The organism is Polyangium sp. y55x31, from assembly GCF_029946505.1.
Taxonomy (GTDB): domain Bacteria; phylum Myxococcota_A; class Polyangia; order Polyangiales; family Polyangiaceae; genus Polyangium.
This window is the reverse complement of sequence record NZ_JARZHG010000017.1, coordinates 135,170-157,085: the sequence shown is the minus strand read 5'-3', so window position 1 is coordinate 157,085 and position 21,916 is coordinate 135,170. Positions and strand designations below refer to the sequence as shown.

Below are 21,916 nucleotides of genomic sequence, written 5' to 3'. Positions count from 1 at the left end.
CTGCGCTCGTGAAGGTATCTTCACGCCGCCCCCCTTCGCGGCGTGAACTTCGGCCAACTGGCTCGATGGTCGCTCTCCGGCGTGAGCAGGAGTGTTGGCAAGCTGCTGCGATCCGATGGCAGTTGTGGCATGGCCTTTGCGATACCTGGCAGCGCTGCCGGTGGATTCATTCTCCCTCCGGAACACCCGAGCCGTGCGCGTGGGCGCCTGGAGCGGCCCGCTCCTCGTCGCTGTCCTCCTCGCGGACAGGCTCGCCAATTCACCAAAGGATAGCCATGCTCACGAACTTGCTCTACCGCTTCGGGCTCGCACCGCTCGGCTTTGCGCTCGCCGTCGGGCTCTCCGGCTGCTCGTGCACGCCTGCGAATACTTGTACTTACTCGCCACTGAATGGTGGCACCTGCAACGACCCGGACGCGGGGGGCAACAACTACCTGTGTTATGCCGGAAACACCCTGATCACGACCGTCTGCGCGCCCGAGCTGCCGACGAAGGCCTCGGTCTCGTGGTGCATTGAGCGGTGCGAGGCCGATGGCCTGACCGATTGTAATTTGATCGACCGCGCGGACAACGACTGCGACTGCGTCAAGTGCGACCCGTCCGCCTCCCCGCTTCCCACTCCGTCGGGCCTCATCGAGTATCAGTGCCAATGGGACGACCCCGAAAACAACCCGCCGACCTACAACGTCATGACCGGGTCGGATGGCAATGGCGAGCCAATATGGTCCCCGGGGACGCTGACCGAATTTTACAAGATCTGCGTCGTCGATGAGCTCAAGTTCAGGGCAACGGAGCTGTGCATCGAAAGCTTCCAGAACGGCGTCGCACAGGGGGGCGGTTATGTCGGGACGGGGGACGCCAATGAGCCGTACTCGGACAAACTGCCCGACGGGACCATGATCGAGGCGGTGGAGCTCGGCCCGTGCCCGAACGCCTTCGTCCCGTACACGCCGGTGGCCTCGGACGTCCTCGCGACCCTGGTGCTGAGGCAGGAGCGGACCTCCACGTCGGTGCAGGTCGCGGGGCAGATGGTGTACGGCATCTTGAGCTTCGTGAGCGGGGCTTCCTACGCAATCGTCGAAGACCTCCAGCTCTCCACGCCGGGCCCGTACCTGGTCGACGGCGAGGAAATCTCGAACGTCACGATCAAGCTCCTCACGCGGGTCGCCGGTCCTCTCGGTGGTGCGTCACCCTCCATCACGATCCCAACAGGGAGCGCGGAACTCCTACTGGAGGCCGACGCAGTCGCGGCGGATGGCTCCGACAAGCGCTACATCGCCCGGGTCATCTCCCCCGACGACGTGACGCTGACGGTGGACGCTGTCGGCAATGCCTCGATGAGCGCGTTCTTCCGTGTCGGCCCGGACGAGACGCTGACGGTGATCCTTAGCGGCGTGCCTCAAAGCCCGTGATCGAAGGCGCCTGGGGCGCGTGAGGCTCAGCCGCGGGCCCCCCGAGCCCATGCGCGCGTCGACCTCGCCGCCCTCGACCCGGCCCCGGTCACCTTGGCGCCTTCGACCTTGGCGGGATCGCCCGCCTCGATCTCGACCCCCGCGACAACGTGCTGCTCAGCCGAACCCCTCCGCCCTCCACGAGGCCCTCGCGTCGAGCCTCGCGACGCTCGCCGAGGAGTGTTGCTCGATGCGCTCGCGGCTGGCGTCAAGGCGGCCGGCGTCGAAGTCCGGCACCGCGCTGATCTTCCCCCGAGCTCGCCATGCATCGACCACGGCGCGGGCCCATCATGACCGTGGCGGATCCCACGGAAACGGACGACAAATGCTCGCTCCTCCGGCCTGCTTGTCACCGCTAGCCGCACACCATACCCACCGCGAGGAAAACGGCGCTCCCGGCCCCGACGAAGACGCACGCCTCGTAGGCGCAGCAGTAAGCGTCCTCGAGCATCGGCGAGCTCAAAGCAAGCACCTCCCACTGCGAAGGCGGTCCGAGGTCACGGGCGAGGGCGGAGGTCGCTTCACGAACGAGCGCGTCGTTGGCGTCGGCGCCGAGACGCCCGTCCTGCACGAATAGGCGCAGGTATGCCACCGGATCGACGCTTGTTCCCGTGATCGTGAAGCGCGAGACCTCGTTCCACGGCGCGACAAGATTGCTCGGCACGACGACGAACGGGTTCCTCTCCGGCGCGCGGAGGAGCAAGCCGTCCGCGTCGCGCGCGACGATCTCGACCCTCCGTGCGTCGCGGACGGCGCCGACGAGCCTCTCGGTTGCCCGCGCCGCGAAGAGGAGCACTCGGTCGAGCCCCGAGAACGCCGAGAGTTCCGGGGCGCGAAACGTGGCGAGGGCCTCACCAAGAGCCCCTTCGGAGCGGAGGAGCGCGAGCGCCTCCGCGATCGCACCCGCTTCGATCGCCACGGAGTGCAGAGTACCTTCGCGCCTCGGGCGAACAACCCGTTTCTCTCGATGCCGCGCCCCCACGGCGCTCCTCCAGGATCCGGAGGCCGAGGTGGCAGAAATGAAGGAGGCGGAAACCCGGTTTCGAGCGCGGTCAGGGCGCGTCGACCCCGGGGAAGATTTCGCCGAGGGCCGGCCCGCCCGCCGAGGGGCCCCGGGCCCCTTACGCGCGCCGAGCTCGCGCCCCTCGACGCCGCCCGGCCTCGCCGTCGCCCTCGACCACGCCGCGATCACCCGCCTCGACGCCGGCCCCGCAGCAACGTGCGACTCCGCCGAACCCCTCGGCGAGGCCCTCGCGTCGAGCCTCGCGACGCTCGCCGAGCAGCACGCCGCAACGTGTTTCCGCCGCCTTGGTTTCCGCCACTCTGACCCCCCGGATGCGGGGGCGGCGGAAATACGATGTCGAGCGCGGTCAGGGCGAGCGCAGCGTGGGGAAGATTTCGCTGGACGGCGATGCCTTCCACGATGTCGAGCACAACCTCGGCGAGGCGCACGACCAGTTTTTTAAATTGTTCAACCCCGCATGGGTGAGTCGAGCGAGGCGTCCGTCGTGGATGTCGGGAGGACGATCGCCTTGCTTGTATCTACTCAACGACGCGCCGTGGGTGCTGCGCCCTTCAGCCGGGCCTCCAGTACGTCGAGGATTCCCGCCAGCCCGCAGTCGTAGAACTCGAAGTAGTTGCTGTCACGCCGATTCCGCCCCGCCTGCTGATCCTCCTGGGCAACCTCGGCCAGCAACGCCTTGAGCGCGTCGCAGAGGTTCTGGTCGGACCAGCCTGATGAGCGGGCCAGGATGGCGGCAGCCGACGGGAACCTGTCCCACTGTTCGTAGCGGATGGAGCTATGCACCTCCTGGGCGAGATCGTCCGGGGACATTCTCGATCGACGATCGTGCTCTCTTCGCGAGAGTCTCTTGGACTTCCAGCCGATTGAGCCCGGCAGCTCGAATTTCTCCCAGACGAATAGCCAGAGTATCAAGGCTCCTGCCAACGCGGCGAGGATGAGCAGACCAAGCGACATACCAGGGTCTTAGCGATGAAGCTGTCGAAGATCCAGATAGAAGTGCGCGTCGAGCTCGCCGCCCTCGACCCCTTACGCGCGCCGAGCTCGCGCCCCTCGACGCCGCCCGGCCTCGCCGTCGCCCTCGACCACGCCGCGATCACCCGCCTCGACGCCGGCCCCCGTGGCAACGTGCGACTCCGCCGAACCCCTCGGCGAGGCCCTCGCGTCGAGCCTCGCGACGCTCGCCGAGCAGCACGCTACGACGTGTTTCCGCCGCCTTGGTTTCCGCCACTCTGACCCCCCCGGATGCGGGGGTGGCGGAAATACGACGTCGAGCGCGGTCGGGGCGCCTCGACCCCGGGGAAGATTCTTGCCGAGGCCCGGCCGGCTCGTCGAGGACCTCTCGACCCCTTGCGCGCGCCGAGCTCGCCGAGCTCGAGGCCCTCGACACGCCCCCGGCCTCCCCGATCGCCCTCGACCTCGGCGGGATCGCCCGCCTCGACCTCGCCCCCTCGAGCTCTTCCACTCCCAGTACGCGGGCGCCGGGGCGCAGATCGCCGAGAGGTCGAAGCCTGGGTTCATTGAAATGCGGGAATAGGAGCCCTTCCACGGGCGTATCGAACACCCGATCAGGTCACACAGTCCCGCCAAGTAAACCGGCAAGCGACACGGATCGGGAGCACCATGGATCGCGCGCCTGACCACAGTTGAAGATCACACGCGGATGCCGGGCGTGCTATACTTAGATCTCATGCCACCGATGGGTTGGAGTCGTGTCTTCTAGATCGGTACGAGGACGTCGGGCCGTCATGTGCGCGCAGCTCAGGTGGCTCGCCATGCTTATCCTCCTCGCCGCGTGCGGCACCAATGCCGGAGGTATCAACGTCGACTCGAAAGACGCGGGTGCACGCGTCCAGCCCGTAGGGCCGCCTCACGAAGCTGCAGCTCCAACGGCTGTGGCATCCGTCGCGTCACCCGTGCCGGCCCCGTCGGTCTCGGCGTTGGACTCCGCCCACCCGGAGCGCCAAACTAAGGTATGGATCATCGCCGAGGATGTGCGGCTCTCGGAGACACAAGCTCGACCTCACGGGCCGCCTCCTGCGAAAGGCGCTTGCTTCGACATATCGAAGGCTAAGCCTCGCATCGCACCCGCTTGGCAGATCGACCGCTGCTCCACCGTGCGCGGCTACTGGGGCATCGGTGCTGTGCTCGTCCCTGAGACACAGGCGGGGGTCGCTGGATATCGAGTCCTACGGCCGTTCCGATTCGTTCGCGAGCGCAACCCATCACTTGGATGGCCTTCGTGGTACGCGCTCGATGCAATCATCGTCGACAACGGCTGGATCGAAGCGAAGTCGCTCGACTCGCTCTCCCTGCCGACGGAACGGAAGGATCCTCTCTTCGAAGATCCCGTGACGATCAAGGGCACTCTCCGAAAACCGCCCTCGAACATCAGTCGTCTGTGGGAGCATTTTGACAATGTACGAGAGTTGTTGGATTTGGCGCCATACGGGCAGGACAGCCTTCCGATCCTCATAGAGGTGAATGGGCCGTGACGAGAGCCGTGACGTTGAGCTGCCCGACTATACGGCGATAACGAAGCGCATAGAGGGACGGACCATCTCCTAGACATCAACCTCGACTCTCCTTTGCCCGCAGCGCGGTCGGGGCCTCGACCTCGGCGAAGATCTCCGCCGAGGCCCGGCCGGCCCGCCGAGGGGCCCCGGGCCCCTTACGCGCGCCGAGCTCGGGCCCCTTGACGCCGCCCCGCCTCGCCGTCGCCCTCGACCTCGCCGCGATCACCCGCCTCGACGCCGGCCCCGCGGCAACGTGCGACTCCGCCGAACCCCTCGCCGAGGCCCTCGCGTCGAGCCTCGCGATGCTCGCCGAGCAGCACGCCGCGACGTGTTTCCGCCGCCTTGGTTTCCGCCACTCTGACCCCCCGGATGCGGGGGCGGCGGAAATGCGATGTCGAGCGCGGTCGGGGCGCCTCGACCTCGGGGAAGATTTTCGCCGAGGGCCAGCCGGCCCGCCGAGGGGCCCCGGGCCCCTTGCGCGCGCCGAGCTCGGGCCCCTTGACGCCGCCCCGCCTCGCCGTCGCCCTCGACCTCGCCGCGATCACCCGCCTCGACGCCGGCCCCCGCGGCAACGTGCGACTCCGCCGAACCCCTCGGCGAGGCCCTCGCGTCAAACCTCGCGACGCTCGCCGAGCAGCACGCCGCGACGTGTTTCCGCCGCCTTGGTTTCCGCCACTCTGACCCCCCCGGATGCGGGGGCGGCGGAAATACGATGTCGAGCGCGGTCGGGGCGCCTCGACCTCGGGGAAGATTTTCGCCGAGGGCGGGCCGGCCCGCCGAGGGGCCCTCGACCCCTTGCGCGCGCCGAGCTCGCGCCCCTCGACGCCGCCCGGCCTCGCCGTCGCCCTCGACCTCGCCGCGATCACCCGCCTCGACGCCGGCCCCCGCGGAACGTGCGACTCCGCCGAACCCCACGGCGAGCCCCTCGCGTCGAGCCTCGCGACGCTCGCCGAGCAGCACGCCGCGACGTGTTTCCGCCGCCTTGGTTTCCGCCACTCTGACCCCCCCGGATGCGGGGGCGGCGGAAATACGATGTCGAGCGCGGTCGGGGCGCCTCGACCTCGGGGAAGATTTCGCCGAGGGCCAGCCGGCCCGCCGAGGGGCCCTCGACCTGTTCCACGCGTTGAGTTCGCCAAGCTTGAGGCCCTCGGAAGGGGCCCCGGTCACCCCATCGACCTCGACCCTCGCGGCAACGTGGACTCCGCCGAACCCGCCCCCCAGGCTCTCGGGCGTCGAGCTCGGCCCCCTCGGGCAGTACGTCGACACCTCGACTGCCCTCATCGTCGCCGCCACCCTCAGGATGCCCCAATGGGGAGTGCCGTCGGGCTGACAACGTGTGGGTTTGGCGAACCCCTCCCCGCCGAGCGGCGCGTCCCAGTTGCAAATCGACCGCTTAAGTGCCAGTATCGTACCCCACGTTCGGGTATGCTTCGTCGTGTGGTGACAGTGACGGTGGTGGAGCATTGATGATGGACGACCAGCAGCCTATCGATAACCTCATTGTGGATCGCTATCGAACGATCGTTGGTTCTGTCTTCCCGGGTGTAGCGCCGTGGCCTGTTGTTAGTGGATGGAACGTTGTTAACGCTAGGTACGGTTCGGCGCTTATCCTCCTGCTGAAGCATACCGGTTTTGCTGGGCTGAAGCAGACCTCTCAGCTTACGGTCTTGCATCGTGCGCAGGTTGGGGTTGACGCAATAACACGAGGCAATCGTCACCTTGTTAAAGAACAGCTAGAGCCCTTGCTCAGGCCTGGCCCGTACGACTTGTTGCTTGTATTGGAAGATGCGATCGTGTCTCAAGAGGGGGATCGGGTTGAATACCGAATCCCTGGGGACGTGATTGATGAGCAGTTGGTTGAGGCTGCGGTAAAGCACGCATTCGCGCAAGGATTGCTACCGATGAGAGTGTTTCTCAGTCACAAGAATGCTGATAAGCCGAAGGTGCGCGAGTATTACGAAACGCTGAAGCTTCTTGGCTTTGACCCATGGCTTGACGAGCACGCCATGGCAGCCGGAGCAAACCTCGAGCGTGCACTGCTCGAGGGCATGAATCAATCATGTGCGGCGATCTTTTTTGTCACTCCTAACTACCAAGACGAGCGGTTCTTGGCGACCGAGGTTGATTACGCGATTCAGCAGAAGAGAAAAAAGGGTGACCTGTTCTCCATTGTTACGCTCGTGTTCGATCAAGGTGACAAGAAGGGTGTTGTTCCCGATCTGTTGCGAACATTTGTATGGAAGGAGCCCACGAGTGACCTGGAGGCCCTTCGTGAAATCCTGAAGGCGCTACCATTGAAGGTGGGGCCGGTTCGTCCTGGACGGTGAACACGTTCCCTCGTTAGGTCGCGTCCCTTGTCAATTTGGTCTTGACGTCTCCGGTCAAGGCTCGACGCGCATCGAACTCGGACCCCCAGGGTGGCTATCGAGGTCCGGGGGCCACGCGTCGGCGCTTGTTCGGGATCGTCCGGCGCACCTTGCACCTCGATTCGGATCGTGAGAACCCAGTGCCCGGCATCCCCAACATAAACCGCCCCGCGATCCGCCATGTCCCTCCGCTTCCGCAAGAGCATCAAGATCCCCGGAGGCCTCCGCGTCAACCTGAGCTCACGCGGTATCGGCGCATCGTGGGGCGTCCCCGGCTTCCGCGTCAGCGCCGGCCCCTCCGGCTCACGCGCCCACTTCGGCATCCCCTGCACCGGCCTCCAGCGGAGCCAAAACCTTGGTGCCGGCCAGCGCGTCGGCTCCTCGGCCGGCGCGCAGTACCAGCAGATGCTCGCGGTCCAGCACGACCCGAGCCGCGCCCCCTATTTCGACCCGAACCGACACGAGGTCGAGCTCCACGAGCAGCACATCCGCGCCCTGACCACGCTCCACCACGAAGGGTGGTCCCCCTGGGACTGGCGCCAGATCGCCGCCTCGCCCCCGCCCCCCCAGCCGCCTCGACAGAACCACCGCGAAGCCGCCGCCCTCCAGGCCCTACAGGCGCACCGCCCCGGCGTCCTCGGAAAGCTCACCGGAGCCGATCGCCGCCTCGAAGAGCTCCAGCAAGCCGTCCACGTCGCCCGCGGCCAGGATGAGCAGCAGTACGGCGCCCATTACGCCGCGTACATGAACGAGGTCGAGCGCTGGAAATGGTTTCAGCGCGCCGCGCAAGGCGTCCTTTCCGGCGATCCGGAAGCCTGCCAGGCCGTGCTCGACTTCCTCGGCCCCTTCCAAGCCTTCCAGCAGCTCGGATCCTCGCTGAACGTGTGCATCACCCGCCCGTGGTGCGTCGAGGCATGGCTCACCGCGAACAACCAGAGCGTCCTCCCCGCGGAGTCGCTGTCTTTGACGTCGACGGGCAAGGTGTCTCGAAAATCGATGCCCACCCAGCGCTATTGGTCGATCTATCAAGACCACGTGTGTAGCGCAGCCCTTCGCATCGCCCGCGAGGTCTTCGCCCTGCTCCCGATCCCCGCCGCCCTCGTCCACGTCGCCTACCCCTCGACGAACACCCAGACAGGCCAGCCCGACCGCTACCCGATTCTGTCCGTCGCCTTCGACCGGGAGACGCTCTTCGCCCTGAAACTCGACAGCATCGACCCGTCGGATTCCATGGCGAACTTCGAGCACCGCATGACGTACAAGAAAAACTCGGGCTTCGATCCCATCGAGCCCCTCACCCCCGGCGACATCGAGCAGAACCAGGCTTGATCCCCCTAACACCCCCCGTGCAGGGGGTGGCGGAAGCGTGGCTTCCTTCTTGTGCCGTCATGGAAGGCTCAAGCCTCGCGGCTCCGGGTCTGGCGCCCTCCTGCAGAAGGCAGCGTCGGCACCGCTTGGCTGGGTTGACAGGTACACATGATGATCGTAATATGATGGTCGTAATATCTGGCAACCTGGCGCGGGCGCCGACCCCCCCGCATCGTGCTGCCAAAAGTAAGAAACGCAACCATCACCCGGAGCTAACCATGAACATCCAGAACGCGACCGTCTTCATCACCGGCGCCAACCGCGGTATCGGCTTGGCCTTCGCCAAGGCCGTCCTCGAGCGCGGGGCGCGCAAGGTCTACGCCGCCGCGCGTAACCCCTCGAGCATCGAGCTCGCAGGCGTGACGCCCGTGAAGCTCGACGTGACCTCGCCCGAGGACGTGAGCGCCGCGGCTGCGGTTGCGACCGACACCACGCTCGTCATCAACAACGCCGGCATCGCCACGTTCGGCAGCTTCAACACCCCCGAGGCCGAGACCGTGCTGCGCCGCCACCTGGAGACCAACCTCTTCGGTGTGCTCCGCGTCAGTCAGGCGTTCGCGCCCGTGCTTTCGCGCAACGGCGGCGGCGCCTTGCTCAACGTGGCCTCCGTCGCAAGCTGGCTCTCTGCCCCGACCCTGGCCAACTACGCCGTGTCGAAAGCCGCACTGTGGAGCTTGAGCAACGCGCTACGCAACGACCTGCGCCCGCAAGGCACCCAGGTGCTGACGCTGCACATGGGCTTCGTCGACACGGACCTGACCCACGGCATCAGCGCGCCCAAGGCCACTCCCGAGGACATCGTCGCCCGCGCCCTCGATGCGCTGGAAGCTGGCGAAAGCGAGGTGCTGGCCGATGAACGCACCCGCGAGGTCAAGCGCAACCTGAGCGCAGAGCCCGCGATCTACCTGATCCCGCGGTGATTCCCATGGTCGCCACCGCCCCCACCACCACCGCCCCCACCACAGGCGCTGCCCCCGACGCCCCCTGGCGCGTATTCTGGATTGCTAGCGTCGCCGCATTCCTCGTGTCGCTCGACACGACGATGCTGTTCTCCGCGTTCGACGCGCTACGCCACAGCTTCGGCCACACCACGGCGGCGGAGCTGTCATGGGTGCTCAATGCGTACACCGTCGTGTACGCCGCAATGCTCATTCCTGCGGGAGGGCTCGCAGATACGCACGGGCGCAAGCGCGTGTTTTTAATCGGCGTCGCGTTGTTCCTCGCTGCGTCGGCGGCGTGCGGGTTGGCTTCCAGCGTCTCGCTCCTGGTGGCCGCCCGCGTCGCCCAAGCCGTCGGCGCGGCGCTGCTGACGCCGGCTTCCCTCTCGATCGTCATCGCAGCCTTTCCCTCCGAACGGCGTGCGATCGTCGTGAGCCTCTGGGGCGCCGTGGGTGGTGTCGCCGCGGCCGTCGGGCCCAGCCTCGGCAGCTTCATCACCGACGTGGCGGGTTGGCCGTGGGCTTTCTACATCAATCTCCCGCTGGGCGCGCTGGCGCTCTGGCGCGGCGCCGCGCACCTCGACGAGTCCGTCCCGAGCCTCTCGCGAAGGCGCGTGGATGGCGTGGGTATGGCGCTGTTGATGTTATGCGTAGGCGCGCTCGCGCTGGCCATCGTCGAGACCGAGTCGCCATCACGCACGCGCGGAGAGCTCGCGGTCATCGCCGTCACGGGCGTCGCGGCCGGCGCGGCCTTCATCGCGTGGTCGCGGTATAGCCGTGCGCCGCTCGTGGATCTCGCGCTCTTCGAGAATCGGACCTACCGCCACGTGAACGCAGCGACGTTCGTCTTCGGCGCTGCGTTTTCGATGATGTTCCTCGGCTTCTTTTTCTACATGCGCGGCATCTGGGGCTACTCGTTGCCGCTGGCCGGCGTGGCCGTGACGCCGGGACCACTTTTGGTCGTCCCGACGGCCATCATTAGTGGTCGTCAGGCTGCACGCCTCGGCCACCGCCGGTTCCTCGTCGGCGGCTCGTTGCTGTACGCCGCGAGCAGCCTGTGGTTCATGCTCGTGCCGGGGCCGCAGCCGAACTACGTACTCCATTGGCTGCCAGGATTGTTGATGAGCGGCGCGGCCGTAGGCCTGGTGTTGCCGTCCCTCTCGGCCTCGGCCGTCAGTCGATTGCCACCGGCGCGCTACGCGGTGGGAAGCGCGGTAAACCAAGCGACGCGGCAAATGGGCTCGGTGCTCGGCGTCGCGATCACAGTCGCGCTGCTGGGTCACGCAGCGCTCGCGCGGGCGGACTTCAACCGACTTTACGGTCTGCACATCGTGCTCGCGCTGCTCACCGGGCTTTTGTGCTTGGGTGTGGATACCCGGCCAGCCACGCGAGGGGACGTGCCCCTTACGGAGTAAGCACGATCATCGTGGTGGCGGAGACAGCCGCGCGTTCAGCATCGTCACGCCCTCGATGAGCAGACGCGCGGCAATGGTGAACATGACGAGGGCGATGAGGCTATCGAGGATGCGCCAGGCGAGCGGCCGCCGGAAGATGGGAGCCAAGAGGCGCGCGCCATACCCGAGTGCGGCAAACCAGACGAGGGACGCCAGCATGGCGCCGCACGCGAAGAAGACGCGCGTCTCCAGGGGATAACGGCCGGAGATGCCGCCGAGAAGGACCACCGTGTCGAGGTAGACATGCGGGTTCAGCCACGTGAGCGCCAGGACCGTCATGACCGCCTGGCGCAAGGAGCCTCCTGCTTCGTTGTCCGTTTGGAGGCTCGACGGCGCGAGCGCTCGGCGCATCGCCGAGATCCCATACCATGTGAGGAAGGCTGCTCCGCCGAGGGCGAGCACCGTGAAGACGCCCGACGAGGCGTTGACGAGCGAGCCGACGCCCGCCGCGCCGACCAGGATCAGCCCCGCGTCGCTGAGGGCGCAGATGGCGACGATAGGGCCGATATGCCGCCGCACGAGCCCCTGGCGCAACACGAAGGCGTTTTGGGGGCCAATGGCGATGATGAGGCTGGCGCCGAGCGCCAGACCCTCCAGCAACGCGACGACGGCTTTGGATGCCACGTATCTCTCTCTCCCGGCGAAGGTGCGTGTTAGCTGGTCGCAGCGTGTTCGGCAACCGGCCGCTCCGGTGTTGCGAGACGACCGCGGAGCAGCGCGGCGTAAAAGTCCCGGTAGCCCGTGTGGCAGAACACGATGTCCTTGCGGATTGCGCGGTGGAGGTCGTGGAGCCGATCGATCGGCAGGCTGGGCATCAGGTGGTGCTCCACGTGGTAGTTGTTGCCGTTCGTGTACCAGCACATGAGCACGTTGGTCTCGATCGTCCGCGTATTGCGGAAGACGTCCGTGCTCGACACGTCACACCGGTAGTGCTCCGGCATCTCGATCAGCGCGTGCACGGGCGTCGCGACCAGGACGAGCGGCAGCACCCAAACCTCGAGGATCAGCGAAGCATGCGTCGCCGCGGACGCCGCGCCGAGGGCGAGGATCGCGAGCAGCATCACGAGGTGGTCACGGCGCATCCGCGCCGAGACTTCGGGGCGCTCCGAGGAAAAACCTCCCACGTGGAGGGATCGCCACAGGTTTTTCATCACGGCCAGGTAATGGCTCGGCATCATGAGGCGATTGAACCAGAGCCATAGCCACGTCCCCCGAGAGCCGCCACGAGAATCTCCATAATCGAAGAACTCCGCGTTCGCGGGGGTGCCCAGGTACTTGTGATGACGCAGATGGGCCGCCTGGTAGCCTGCGAACGAGACGAGCATGGGCAAGCCCAGGAGGATTCCGGCAATCTCGTTGAGCTTCCCGTTCCTGAACCCTTGCTTGTGCAGCGCTTGATGTTGCAGCTCGACGCCGTGCGCGAACATCAGCCCGAGGACGACGACCCCGATGATCTTCAGCACGAGCGGGCCCGAGGTCGCGAGCCGAATGCCGTACGCGACGAGGACGAGGTAGAGCGAGAACTTCAGCAGAAATGTCACTTCGCTCGGACGGCTCTCGATATCGGCGAGTGATACGCCGCGCCTCGTCATGAACACCCTGGGCGACGATTGGGCCTCTGGCTTCACCATGGTCGGTCCTGCGAATCGATTGTGTTTGTCCGGAGGTCGGTCGCGCCGAGCTCGCTTTCGCGGCTGGACACCGGCGAGCTTGGCCGCGTGGGCTCGCGGCCAGGGGCCTCCGTCGTCACGCGCCCCGCAGCATGGGTCGTGCCACGCAGTAGCAGCAGCAGCGGCGCCGCCCGGCCATCACCGGCAAGCAACGGTTTGCGTATCCAGGCAAGGCTCTGCGCGTCGGCAGGCGCGCGTTCGGGACCGAGCCCGGCTCGCCTCGCTCGATGTGATCGGGGATCGACACGTCCGAGACAACATTCCGAAAACTCCGGCTCGCAGAGGCCCTCTTGTGGAATCGATATCGCCCTCCCACGATCCTGACAGCACCGCGGATCCAGCGACCCAGGAACGCCCCGTCAACGCTCGGTGACATCATGCGTACGGTGATCGTGACCATTGTCTGCGTGGGGCTCGCCGCGTGCGGTGAGCCCTCGGCGAGGAGCTCGGCCCCGGGGCATTTCAAGGCGACGGTGTGGCGAACGGGCTCCGGGGTCCCGCACGTCAAGGCGGATGATCTAGGGAGCCTCGGCTTTGGCCTGGGCTTTGCCAATGCCGAGGATCGCGCGTGTGTCATCGCCGATCAGATCCTCAAGGTGCGGAGCGAGCGCGCGCGTGTCTTCGGCGCGGGCGTCGGCGACGCGAACGTCGACAGCGATCTGGTCTACCTCGCCCTTCGCATCCACGCGCAGGCCGAAGCCGAGTTTCCCAGGCTGCCGGAGGACGTCCGCGCTCTTTTGCAAGGGTACGCCGAGGGGTACAACCATTTCCTCGGATCGGTGGGGCCTGCCGGTCTCCCCGTGCCATGCACGGGCGCCACATGGGTCGAGCCCATTTCGGCCACCGACCTGCTCGCCTATAGCCTCGATCTGGCCCAGCGTCAGGGCGCCATTGCCCTCCTGCCCTTCATCGCCCGGGCAGAGCCGCCTGGCACAGCGCCCTCCGAGGAGAGCTCCGCGCCCGCGCCCGTCGAACGCGCGGAGATCGGGAGCAACGGATGGGCGATCGGTCGTGATCGAGCAGCGGGCGGGCAAGGGATGCTCCTTGCGAATCCGCATTTCCCCTGGGAAGGCGAGCTCGCCTTGTACGAGGCTCATCTGATCGTGCCCGGCATGATGAACGTCTACGGCGCGATGCTGCCAGGAATGCCGGCCATCCTCATTGGCTTCAACGAGGACGTCGCCTGGACGCATACCGTCACGCCCGCGCGCCACGCCGCGGTCTACAAGCTACGCCTCGTCCCGGGTGAACCGACGCATTACTGGTTCGACGGCGAGATACGGACCATGACGAGCGAAGAATACGCCGTCCCGGTGAAGGCGTCGGACGGCTCGACGAGGACCGTGTCGCGCAGGTTTTACCGCAGCCATCATGGTCCGATGCTCGGCGGCAAAAGCTTCCCGTGGACCGAACAGGTGGCCTTCTCGCTCCGTGATGCCAATGCGGGCAACGTCCGCGTCGTCGAGCAATGGCTCCGGATGGGCATGGCATCGAGCCTCGATGCGCTCGAAGCCATTCAAACGGAGGTCCACGCCTCGCCGTGGGTGTTTACGCTCGCCGTGAGCCGCGACGGCGAGGCTTCGATCGTCGACGCCTCGCGGGTTTTGGCCTTGAGCCACGAGGCCGAATCCGCCTATCAGAAGACCCTCGCCGAGGACGCCACGGCGAAGCGGCTCGCCGAGCAAGGGTTCGTCCTCCTCGACGGCAGCAGCGCGCGTGACGAATGGGTCGGCGCCTCGGAGCACGGGGCGCTCGGGCTGATCCCCGTCCGCGAAGCGCCCCACCTCCGGCGCACGGACTTCGTGATGAACGCCAACGAGCCACCTTGGCTCGCCAATCCGGCCGAGCCCCTGGTGAACTATCCCATGCTTTATGGACCGCCCTACCAGCCGCTCCCGCCGCGGACGCAGATGAACCTTCACCTGCTCACCGCGCAGGGGCCGGGCGCGGCGTCGGGCGCCGATGGCAAGTTTTCCCTGAACGAGCTTCAGGCCGCGGTTCTGGACAATCGAGGCCTGCTCGCCGAGCGCCTGTACGCGCAGGTCGTGGACCGCTGCGAGGCGGCCGAGGGGCATCCATCGGCGGACGTGCGCGAGGCTTGTGATGCCCTGCGTGCATGGGATCGGCGCCTCGACCTGAATAGCACCGGCGCGCTCGTCTGGCGCGAGTTTCTCGGAACCTTCCCGGCCGAGGCCCTGCTCGACGCGGGGGAGCTCTTCCGCGTGCCATTCGATCCGGACAACCCCCTCACCACGCCTCATACGCTCGCCTCGGCCCCTCGTAATGCCCCCGATCCGATCCTCGGCCGCCTGGGCGAGGCCGTCGCGCACCTGAGACAGGCCGGCTTCGACGCGTGGACGAAGCTCGGAGACGCGCAGTTCACGAAGATGGGCGACTCGATCATCCCCATTCACGGCGGCGGTCCGCGGGAAGGCGTGCTCAACGTCGTCGCGTACGATGCCGGGTCCAATACGACGCTTCTCCCCAGGATGGAGCGGATGGACGTGCTCCGCGAATCCACCGGTCTGACCCGGGAGGGCTACCTCGTCAATTTCGGGACCAGTTTCTTGATGGCGCTCGAATATACGGAATCCGGGCCGCAGGCGGCCGTACTGCACAGCCATGGGGGATCGAACGACCCGGCGTCTCCGCACTATCTCGAGGAGACGTGGCGTTTTTCGAAGAAGGCGTGGCGCCGCGCCCTGTTCCACGAGGACGAGATCGGCGCCGATCCCGCGCTGCGGGTGAAGGAAATTTCGGACGACCGCTGACGGCCGCGCGCGCCCTCCCGCGATTCCCGCGCGGCGCGCTCGCCCGTCCCGCAAATCGTTGCCTGATAGCGCAATGAGCACCTGCCTGATGGGGGCTCGCTCGGTCCCTCCGAGCGTCTGCCGGAGCGCCTCGAACGACGCGAGAAGCGGCGTCTAAAAGCCGGTTTGCATCGCGGCGCCGAGGAGGAGGCGCTGTGGCATGCCGGTTGCGGAGTGCCCGTGCCGACGGCGGGGGGCATCACCGCCCGCGAGGATGTTCGGCGCGAGATTTCGACGCCGCATCCGCCGCGGCACACGAGCGCCCTCGAAGCGGTGGCGGGCAGCCACGCCCAAGGCAGGACGATGATGCACAGGATCGCGCTCTCGACATTGCTCCACGAGCGGGGCAAGTTCGCCGGCTCCGTGGCGGGCGTCGCATTCGCCTCGACGCTCGCGCTCGTCGAAGCCGGCCTGTACCAAGGTTTTACCCGCGCAGCATCGAGCGTGATCACGGCGGCCGGAGGGGACCTCTGGGTCATGGAGCGCGGGACGAAGGTCCTCGACGATGGCCCGATATTGCCTGGCTCCACGCGGGCGCTGCTTTCGTCTCACCCGTGCGTGAGCCGCGTGCGCGCCCTCGGTTTCCGCTACGTAGCGGCGCGGCCTTCGGACGGCTCGGAGGCGCCCGTCATCCTGGTCGGCTTCGAGCCGGATACCACGCATCTCTTGCCGTGGAACATCCAGCGAGGCCTCCCCGATGACCTGCACGGTCCTCTCCGCGTGAGCGTCGACGTATCCGACCTCCCTCGCCTCTCGCTGCCGGCGAATCCCATCGGCGCGACGCTCCGGCTCGGCGGCCACGCGTCGACGATCGCCGTGGTCACCCATCGCATCCGCTCGTTCTCGCTCGCGCCGTACGTGTTCGGCGAAATGGATACGTTCCGGCGGCTCACCAAGGCCGGTCCGGACGAGGCCAATTACTGGCTCGCAGATCTCACGACCCCACAATGCACCTCCGACGTCGTGGCCTTCGTGCAGCGGCACCCGCGCCTCAAGGCGCTCCGCCGCCAGGCATTCGCAGGGATGACGGAGCATTACTGGGTATGGGGCTCGGGGGCGGGGCCGATCCTCCTCTTCAGCATGCTGCTCGGGATCGTCGTCGGCGCGCTCATCGTGGCGCAGACGCTGCGTTCGCTCGCCCGCGACCATTTCAAAGAGCTCGCGACGATGCGCGCGCTCGGGGCGACGAAACGCGAGGTGCTCTCGTTCGTGGGATGGCAAATGGCCCTCCTCGGCGGCCTCGGCATGGCGCTCGGCGGGCTCCTCGCCCTCGGCCTCGGGCACCTCGCGGGCGCGCTCGGGCTCGCGGTCGTCCTGTCGCCGCCCGTCCTCGCGCTCGGCGCGGCGGCGGTGCTCGGTATCTGCCTGCTCTCCAGCCTGGGCAGCTTTCGCGCCGTCGCGCGAATCGAGCCCGCGGAGGTCTTCCGATGACCCCCCTCGTCGAGGCGCACGCCGTGAGCCGGGCTTATGGCCCGAAGGGCGGCGAGATCTTCGCGGTCCGCGACGTCACCTGCAGCATTCACGCCGGGCAGCTCGTGCTGCTCATGGGGCCTTCGGGGTCGGGCAAGACGACGCTCGTGTCCTTGCTCGCGGGCCTCACGCGCCCCTCGTCCGGCGCGGTGTATCTCGACGGACGGCCGATCTCGCAGAGGTCGGACGTCGAGGTGCAGCGTATTCGCCGCTCGTTCCTCGGCTTCGTTTTCCAGACGCCGAACCTGTTCCCCGCCCTGACGGCGCTCGACAACGTCGCCGAGATGCTCTGCATGCGCGGGCTCCGCCGCCCGGAGGCGCTTTCGTGCGCGCGGATCGCCCTCGAATCCGTCGGTCTCGGCGGCCGCCTGCACCACCGCCCGTCCGAGCTCTCGGGAGGGCAAAAACAACGGGTCGCGATTGCGCGCGCCATCGCCGGGGCTCCGCCGCTGCTCATCGGTGACGAGATCACCTCGGCGCTCGACACGGCGTCGGCTCGCGCGGTGATGGAGATACTCGCCGGCTATGTCGGGCCGAAGACCGCGGTCCTCGTGGTCACGCACGACGCCCGACTGGAGCATTACGCCGATCGGATCCTCGATATGGAGGACGGGCGGCTCGTGCGCGAGCGGGCATTGCAACGGGCAGCCCGGCCCGCCGTGTCGGGAGGTGGCGCATGAAACGGTGGGTGTTCGGCTGTGCCGCGGTCTTCGCCGGCGCGACCGCCGTCGTCGCCTCGTCGGCGAGCGCGCGGGATACCGAGACGGTCGCGCCCCGCGTGATCGACCGTTTCCTCCGCGCGCGGGGCGTCGTGGAGCCGGTCTCCGGGGTCGCGGAGGTCCGCGCCAACGTCGACGGGACCGTACGGCGGGTGCTCGTGCGAGAGGGAGACGTCGTCGAGGCGGGCGCGTTGCTCGTCGAAATGGACTCGCCCCGCCTGGAGCTCGAAAAGAAGCGACGCGCCGCCGAGGCGCTCGCTGCGCGCGCCAAGGCCGAGCTCGCGCGGAGCGGGCCGACCACCGACGAGCGGACCGAGCTCGACGCGCTGGAGACGGAGGCGCGCGCGGCCTTCGCGCAGGCCGATGACGAGGCGAAGCGCGCCGACAAGCTCGCGCAGGCAGGCGTGCTCAGCGAGGCAGCTCGTAATGAGGCGGCCACGCGGCAAGCCGAGGCGGACGCGCGTCTGCGGGCCGTCACCGCGCGCCGCGCCCAGCGCCTCCGGGGCGAGGCGCCCGAGGTGGTCCGCGAGGCGTCGAGGCGCGCGGAAGCGGCCGCGCTGACGAGCGCGCTCGCGGAGCTCGAGGCGAGCTTCGCCGAGGTGCGCGCGCCGCGCGCCGGCGTCGTGACGAAGGTCCATATCCACGAGGGCGATACCGTGTCCAGGAGCGTCGAATCCGCCCGTGTGCTCGTGGAGATTGCCGATCCCTCGGAGGTGCTCGTTCGGGTGGAGGTCGGCGAGGTGGACGCGCTCGAGCCTCGCCCGGGGCAAACCGTCACGATTTCGCTCCAAGGCGGCACGGCGGTGATCGCGCGCGGGACCGTGGCGCGTGTCTCGCCGCGCCTCGAGCCCTCGAAGCTCGACGTCTCCGAGGGGATCCCGAGCCAGGTGCGCCCGATTTGGTTGCAGGTCGCGGCGGAAGGGAATGCGCCGCCGCTGCTGCTCGACCAGAAAGTCGATGTGAAGATCGCGCTCGAGCCGATCCGCGTCGCTGCGGCGGTCCGGCGCGCCGCGGTCCGTGTCTCCGAGGGCGCGGCGACGGTCGCCGTGCGGCGGGGGCCATTCCAGCAAAACGTGCCCGTCCGGCTCGGCGTCGGCGACGCCGAATGGATTCAAGTCGAAGGCCTCGCCGTGGGGACGCCGGTCTGCGTACCCCGCCCATGACGATACGAGAGGAAAGACGAAGAGGCGACCGAGATGAACACTCCCCCGAACCTGGTCGAAAAGCTCGTCGCGCTGTCGAGGAAACACGCGCGTGATCCCTACACGTACATCGATTGGCCGGAAGAGCTCGATCCCGATGCCTGGTATACCTCCCCCGAGCTCTCGTCCCTATGGGGGACGGAGGCCTGGGAGCGGATGACGGAGGCGCAGCGGAAGCGGCTCGCTTTCCTGGAGAGCGTCAACTTCTTCAGCCTCAACATCCACGGCGAGAAGGCGCTCATGGAGGGGCTCGCCGCGCGCCTCTACGCCTCGCAGGATGCGCGCGTCACGGCGTATCTGCACCATTTCCTCGACGAGGAGAACAAGCACAGCGTCATCTTCGGCGAGTTCTGCATGCGGTACGCCGGCAAGCTCTATCCCGATCGGAAGATCGCGCTGCCGCAACGCGGGGACGCACTCGAGCGAGACCTCCTGTTCTTCGCGAAGGTGCTCGTTTTCGAGGAACTGGCGGACGCGCACAACCAGGCGATGGCGCTGGACGAGCGGCTCCACGGCGTCGCCCGCGTCATCAACGCGCACCACCATTACGAAGAGGCGCGGCACCTCGCCTTCGGCCGCCACGTCGTGCGTGACCTCGCGCGGCGGAGTGCGCAGCACTGGCCGGACACGAAGCGGCGGGAGCTGAGTGATTACATGACCGCATACCTCGACGCCACGTGGCGCGAGTACTATCAAATCGACGTCTACCGCGACCTCGGCCTGGAAGATCCATGGGGCACGCTGGAGGCCGCCTGGGACGCGGAGGCGCAGCGCGAGCGCCGGAGGAGGATGTCGCGCAAATCGGTGCAGTGCCTGCAGCAGAATGGCATTTTGCTCGAGGAGTCGAGATCGTGAAGAATGAAATGGAAATTCGAGAGAGCCTTCGCCGCTGGGTGCGGAGCCGCCGCGGGCGCGTCGCCTCGGCGGACGGGTTCACGGACGCGGCGCTCCTGCTCGAAGAGCGCCTCGTCACGTCGCTCGACATCGCCGAATTCGTCGTCTTCATCGAGAGCCTGCGCGGCGAGCCGCTCGATATGCAGGCTCTCACGCCCGCGGATCTCGCGTCGATCGACGCGATCGTCGAACGCCTGTTCTCCATGCGGCCCCCGGAGGTGACCCATGCACGTTGATCCCGCGCTGGAGGCCATTGGCCTGACGTGGCTGCGCACCGGTCAAAGCGCGCTGAGCGGGCCGCTCCTCGATCTCGCCGAGCGCCTCGACCGGAGTTTTTTGCAGATCGCAGAGGCCTTTCAGGCCAAAGAGCACCGCTTCCCGCCGATGATCGAGGCCGCCGAGCTGCACCGGCTCGATTATTTTCGTTCGTTCCCGCAGCTCGCGACGTTCCCCGTCTCGCTCGACGACGCCGAGGAGAACCTCCGCCGCTTCGTCGAAGGCGATGTCCTCCGGCCGGACGGGGGGCTCGCGCTCACGGCGTCCGCGACCATCGATGCGGTGCTCACTCCGGCTGCGTGTTATCCGATCTACATCCACGCGCAGGCCACAAATTCGGACAGGGCGCGGTATTTCACCGTGCGGGCGACGTGTTATCGCCGGGAGGACCATTTCGAGCCGCTCGTGCGGCAGCGCGCATTCACGATGCGCGAGATCGTGTGCATCGGGACGGCGGACGAGGTCCGCCAGTTCCTCGCGCAGACGCGCGCCTGGGTCGCGCGGTGGCAAGAGGCGATCGGCCTTCCCATTGCGTGGTTGACGGCGACCGATCCGTTCTTCATGCCCTCGCGGAGCTCGAAGCATCTCATGCAGCGCCTGCTCCCGACGAAGGTCGAGATGACCTACGAGGGGCGCGTGGCCATCGGCTCGGTCAACCTGCACCAGGACCATTTCGGCGCGACGTTCGTGATCGAGCGTGATGGGCGTCCGGCGCAGAGCGGCTGCGTGGCGTTCGGAATCGAGCGGTGGATCCACGCGATCACGAAACATTTCGGAAAAGACCCCGATCGGTGGCCGAGGCTCGAAGAGGCCCTGGCCGCGTCGCGCGACGGGTGATTCTCGGCTCGGCACGAAGGAGGAAAAAGACGTGGCTGCACACAAATGGTATGACAACGTAGCACCGACCATGGACGGCGAGATCGATTTCGAGATCTCTCGTCTGCACAGCGTGGCGTTCGCCGGGTGGGACCGGGAAGCGCGCGCTCTCCGCTCCTTCGGGCTCGAGGACGGGATGCACGTCCTCGAAGTGGGTAGCGGCCCCGGTTTCATGACGGAGCTCCTCGGCGAGCTCGTGCCGAACGGGCGCATCACCGCGGTCGAGCCATTCGAGCCCCTGCGCAAGTACGCGGAGGCCTACCTCGCAGATCGAATCTCGACGCCCCATCGCATCCTCGACGGGACGGCGACAAAGCTGCCCGTGGAATCGGGCTCGTGCGATTTCGCCATCGCGCGCCTCGTGTTCCAGCACCTCGAGGATCCGGTGGCGGGAGCGACCGAGATCATGCGCGTGCTGCGCCCCGGCGGCCGAGCGCTCATCCTGGACATCGACTGGGACCTCGCGACGCTGAGTGATCCGATGATCCCACGATATCGAACGATCCGCGAGCGCTCCAGCGCAGCGAACGCGGCGATGGGCTCCGACGTCTACATCGGACGCAAGCTCTGGCGCGTGCTCCGGTGCGCCGGCTTCGCGGACATCGAGGTCGAGATCCTGGTTCAACACAGCGGCGGGAAGGGCATTCGCCCGTTCGCAGCGCAGCTCGATCCGAACCTCGCGCTGCCGCTTTTGAACCTCGGCCTGATCACGGCCGAGGAGATGCAATCGCTCCGAGAGGAGGTCGCCGCCTTTCTGAGCGCGGAGGAGCCGTTTTTCTTGCGGCCCCTCGTGATGGTGTGTGGGCAGAAGCCACGCTGAGGCGCCCCGCGAGGCCCGGCGCACGGGCGACCTTGCGCCGGTCTCGCGGATGAGGAGGGAAAGCT

General features: G+C 67.3%; 18 protein-coding genes. 14 read left to right on the top strand and 4 right to left on the bottom strand.

The annotated features are described in order from the left end of the window. Positions 1-275 precede the first annotated feature (275 nt). Positions 276-1,412 carry a hypothetical protein gene (locus tag QHF84_RS27390; RefSeq protein ID WP_281316388.1) on the top strand — a complete coding sequence of 379 codons (1,137 nt, stop codon included), beginning with the start codon at positions 276-278 and terminating at the stop codon, positions 1,410-1,412. A gap of 394 nt (positions 1,413-1,806) precedes the next feature. Here QHF84_RS27390 and QHF84_RS27385 read toward each other — a convergent pair whose 3' ends face one another. Both QHF84_RS27385 and QHF84_RS27380 read right to left on the bottom strand, forming a co-directional pair. Further along, positions 1,807-2,370: a hypothetical protein gene (locus QHF84_RS27385; RefSeq protein WP_281316387.1), complete on the bottom strand. Its 564-nt coding sequence runs from the start codon at positions 2,368-2,370 to the stop codon at positions 1,807-1,809. Positions 2,371-2,997: 627 nt separating this feature from the next. Continuing rightward, positions 2,998-3,429 (bottom strand): hypothetical protein, encoded by a 432-nt coding sequence (locus QHF84_RS27380; protein WP_281316386.1) that lies wholly within the window; start codon positions 3,427-3,429, stop codon positions 2,998-3,000. 818 nt (positions 3,430-4,247) lie between these two features. Here QHF84_RS27380 and QHF84_RS27375 point away from each other — a divergent pair. The 5 genes from QHF84_RS27375 (at position 4,248) to QHF84_RS27355 (ending at position 11,075) form a co-directional block, all read left to right on the top strand. Then, entirely contained in the window at positions 4,248-4,967 is a 720-nt protein-coding gene (locus QHF84_RS27375; RefSeq protein WP_281316385.1) for an SURF1 family cytochrome oxidase biogenesis protein, read from the top strand. Between the two features lie 1,487 nt (positions 4,968-6,454). Next, positions 6,455-7,315, top strand: coding sequence for a toll/interleukin-1 receptor domain-containing protein (locus tag QHF84_RS27370; RefSeq protein ID WP_281316384.1), 861 nt, complete (start codon positions 6,455-6,457; stop codon positions 7,313-7,315). A gap of 219 nt (positions 7,316-7,534) precedes the next feature. Continuing rightward, positions 7,535-8,683, top strand: a complete 1,149-nt coding sequence (locus QHF84_RS27365; RefSeq protein ID WP_281316383.1) for a DUF4236 domain-containing protein — start codon at positions 7,535-7,537, stop codon at positions 8,681-8,683. A gap of 257 nt (positions 8,684-8,940) precedes the next feature. Continuing rightward, on the top strand, positions 8,941-9,642 hold the full coding sequence (locus QHF84_RS27360; protein WP_281316382.1) for an SDR family oxidoreductase: 702 nt from the start codon (positions 8,941-8,943) through the stop codon (positions 9,640-9,642). 5 nt (positions 9,643-9,647) lie between these two features. After that, complete coding sequence (locus QHF84_RS27355; RefSeq protein ID WP_281316381.1) at positions 9,648-11,075, top strand: MFS transporter; 1,428 nt, start codon at positions 9,648-9,650, stop codon at positions 11,073-11,075. Between the two features lie 6 nt (positions 11,076-11,081). Here QHF84_RS27355 and QHF84_RS27350 read toward each other — a convergent pair whose 3' ends face one another. Both QHF84_RS27350 and QHF84_RS27345 read right to left on the bottom strand, forming a co-directional pair. After that, positions 11,082-11,738: a LysE/ArgO family amino acid transporter gene (locus tag QHF84_RS27350; protein ID WP_281316380.1), complete on the bottom strand. Its 657-nt coding sequence runs from the start codon at positions 11,736-11,738 to the stop codon at positions 11,082-11,084. A 29-nt stretch (positions 11,739-11,767) separates the two neighbouring features. Next, on the bottom strand, positions 11,768-12,706 hold the full coding sequence (locus QHF84_RS27345; RefSeq protein WP_281316379.1) for a fatty acid desaturase: 939 nt from the start codon (positions 12,704-12,706) through the stop codon (positions 11,768-11,770). Positions 12,707-13,161: 455 nt separating this feature from the next. Between QHF84_RS27345 and QHF84_RS27340 the strand changes: the two genes are divergently transcribed. The 8 genes from QHF84_RS27340 (at position 13,162) to QHF84_RS27305 (ending at position 21,851) form a co-directional block, all read left to right on the top strand. After that, a complete protein-coding gene (locus QHF84_RS27340; protein ID WP_281316378.1) occupies positions 13,162-15,555 on the top strand; it encodes a penicillin acylase family protein in 2,394 nt (797 codons plus the stop codon). 342 nt (positions 15,556-15,897) lie between these two features. Next, the gene (locus QHF84_RS27335) at positions 15,898-17,025 is read left to right on the top strand and encodes an ABC transporter permease (RefSeq protein ID WP_281316377.1); all 1,128 of its coding nucleotides are present in this window, start codon (positions 15,898-15,900) and stop codon (positions 17,023-17,025) included. Next, positions 17,022-17,744 carry an ABC transporter ATP-binding protein gene (locus QHF84_RS27330; RefSeq protein ID WP_281316376.1) on the top strand — a complete coding sequence of 241 codons (723 nt, stop codon included), beginning with the start codon at positions 17,022-17,024 and terminating at the stop codon, positions 17,742-17,744. Before QHF84_RS27335 ends, QHF84_RS27330 begins: the two co-directional genes overlap by 4 nt. Continuing rightward, positions 17,741-18,946: an HlyD family efflux transporter periplasmic adaptor subunit gene (locus QHF84_RS27325; protein ID WP_281316375.1), complete on the top strand. Its 1,206-nt coding sequence runs from the start codon at positions 17,741-17,743 to the stop codon at positions 18,944-18,946. Before QHF84_RS27330 ends, QHF84_RS27325 begins: the two co-directional genes overlap by 4 nt. Positions 18,947-18,979: 33 nt before the next feature. Next, positions 18,980-19,840 carry a diiron oxygenase gene (locus tag QHF84_RS27320; RefSeq protein ID WP_281316374.1) on the top strand — a complete coding sequence of 287 codons (861 nt, stop codon included), beginning with the start codon at positions 18,980-18,982 and terminating at the stop codon, positions 19,838-19,840. An 8-nt stretch (positions 19,841-19,848) separates the two neighbouring features. Next, positions 19,849-20,115 carry a hypothetical protein gene (locus QHF84_RS27315; RefSeq protein WP_281316373.1) on the top strand — a complete coding sequence of 89 codons (267 nt, stop codon included), beginning with the start codon at positions 19,849-19,851 and terminating at the stop codon, positions 20,113-20,115. Further along, positions 20,105-20,992, top strand: coding sequence for an aminoacyl--tRNA ligase-related protein (locus QHF84_RS27310; protein WP_281316372.1), 888 nt, complete (start codon positions 20,105-20,107; stop codon positions 20,990-20,992). Before QHF84_RS27315 ends, QHF84_RS27310 begins: the two co-directional genes overlap by 11 nt. Before the next feature lie 31 nt (positions 20,993-21,023). Further along, positions 21,024-21,851, top strand: coding sequence for a methyltransferase domain-containing protein (locus tag QHF84_RS27305; protein ID WP_281316371.1), 828 nt, complete (start codon positions 21,024-21,026; stop codon positions 21,849-21,851). Positions 21,852-21,916: the final 65 nt, after the last annotated feature.